Origin of the sequence: Hyella patelloides LEGE 07179, from assembly GCF_900659865.1 — a bacterium.
Taxonomy (GTDB): Bacteria; Cyanobacteriota; Cyanobacteriia; order Cyanobacteriales; family Xenococcaceae; genus Hyella; species Hyella patelloides.
Genome location: NZ_LR214281.1, coordinates 1 through 1,720 on the forward strand (window position 1 = coordinate 1; position 1,720 = coordinate 1,720).

Below are 1,720 nucleotides of genomic sequence, written 5' to 3' on the forward strand. Positions count from 1 at the left end.
TAGTGGGTAAACAGATTAATAAAAATACAAGCCCCCTTGCGCTGAGGCGATAATTTTTCCCCTTTGGCGGACAAAATACCCCCAAATAATACTTTTATACTATATTAGACCCTAAAATTGGGGGTATGCGCGTCCCGCCTGTCCTACTTTGTAATAGTTTATTGGACCCCTCTACACAGATAAACACAGATAAATACAAATGAATACAAAAGATTTAATAATTCAAGAGTTAGAAGCAACCCCAGAGCCATTACTTAACGAAATTCTAGATTTTGTCAGATTTTTAAAAGTCAAACAAACACGAGAAGCTATAGAAGATCGGGAAGATATAGAAGATAGCCAACAAGCTTTGATAGAAGCTAAAGAAAAAGGAACTATCTCTTTAGAAGATTTTAAAAAAGAACTGGGCTTGTAAATTATGACTTATGAGATAGAAATTACTCCAGCAGCCTAACGAACAATTAAAAAATTGCCAAAGAATATACAAAGAAAAATTATTGAAATAATCGAACTTTTAGCACTAGAACCTCGTCCCGTAGGAGTAGTTAAATTATCGGCAACGGAAAATTTGTATCGAGTTAGAACAGGTGATTACAGAATCATATACAAAATACAAGATAAGTTTTTGCTGATTGTAATTACAAAAGTCGGACACCGAAGAGATGTTTATATTATAAATGATACTTATAGCAATGCGATCGCCTTTCTCAACAGTGCTTTCATGTATAGAATTTAGGGATTGTTTTATGGGAAAAATAAAGCCGAAATAGAGATTGAAATAAACTCAAATAGAGAAACTGACTACCTATTAATAAAGCGACTTATGAAGCAATAACTTACAAAGAGTTAAGAGACTATTAAAAAAAAGCGATCGCGAGTTGGAATAATTATGTCGTGAAAATCCCGATCTGAGATTTGAAACTGATGCTCAAGGAAAATTGAAAACTTTGGGTAGAAAAAGATTAATTAACAACTCAACCTGAGAGAGCAAAAAAAGTCAGGGGGATCGCTTAATTCGCTCTCCTATTACTGGGGAATTGGTTGTGATATCCAGAAGATAAAATTTAATCAAGGGAAGGACAACCAGCATCATGGTCGAGAGCCACACTAGCAGAATTGAGAGCAATTAACTCAATATTACCAGAATGATTTATTTTCCAGGCTTGAGCTTCCACAATTGGCTGATAAGGTCTTTGAACTCTTTTGTTCTTGCTTTCTCTTGATCTCTTAGAATCCATCTCCACTAATCTTAAATCTTGCCAAACGGTTTCTCCTCTTAATTGTTCGCTGGGGTTTTGGGGCAATCCTCCTTTACCTGCAAGGGCAAAATTATTTCGACTATTGCAACCGACAGTAATTGTTTCCTTGACATTAATCAGATTTGTGGGTAGGATAGCTAATTCGAGATTGCGATCGCCATTGATAGTTTCTACCCGCACGTTACCATCTAAGCCAAACTGAGAACTAGCACTAATATCGCTATCAGCAGAGACAAAGAAACCTTGAGTAGTAATATTGATGTTTCCCCCATCTCCCTCCACAGCATCAGCCACAATTTCACTATTGCCTTGTAAGACAATGTTCTGCCCCATCCGGCACCAGAACGACGTCGCCGTCCGCGACCGCCATCGTCTCGTCGAGGCTGCCGTCCTCGGTGAAGACGCGCTGGATGCCGAAGCCGGTCGCCGGGTCGAGACGGTGGTAATAGGTCTCTTCCAGA

3 protein-coding genes and 1 pseudogene are annotated in these 1,720 nt (G+C 38.6%); 2 read left to right on the top strand and 2 right to left on the bottom strand.

What is annotated here, in order from left to right:
• The first annotated feature begins 199 nt into the window (after positions 1–199).
• Both H1P_RS33120 and H1P_RS33125 read left to right on the top strand, forming a co-directional pair.
• A complete protein-coding gene (locus H1P_RS33120) occupies positions 200–415 on the top strand; it encodes a DUF2281 domain-containing protein (protein ID WP_144875706.1) in 216 nt (71 codons plus the stop codon).
• 54 nt (positions 416–469) lie between these two features.
• Positions 470–736 carry a type II toxin-antitoxin system RelE family toxin gene (locus tag H1P_RS33125; protein WP_222427365.1) on the top strand — a complete coding sequence of 89 codons (267 nt, stop codon included), beginning with the start codon at positions 470–472 and terminating at the stop codon, positions 734–736.
• Between the two features lie 328 nt (positions 737–1,064).
• On the opposite strand, the gene H1P_RS33135 is transcribed toward H1P_RS33125, so the two are convergent.
• Positions 1,065–1,592 (bottom strand): hypothetical protein, encoded by a 528-nt coding sequence (locus H1P_RS33135; RefSeq protein WP_144875708.1) that lies wholly within the window; start codon positions 1,590–1,592, stop codon positions 1,065–1,067.
• Positions 1,576–1,720, bottom strand: a pseudogene (locus H1P_RS39680) (5-deoxy-glucuronate isomerase); the annotation flags it as partial. The gene H1P_RS33135 and the pseudogene H1P_RS39680, both read right to left, overlap by 17 nt.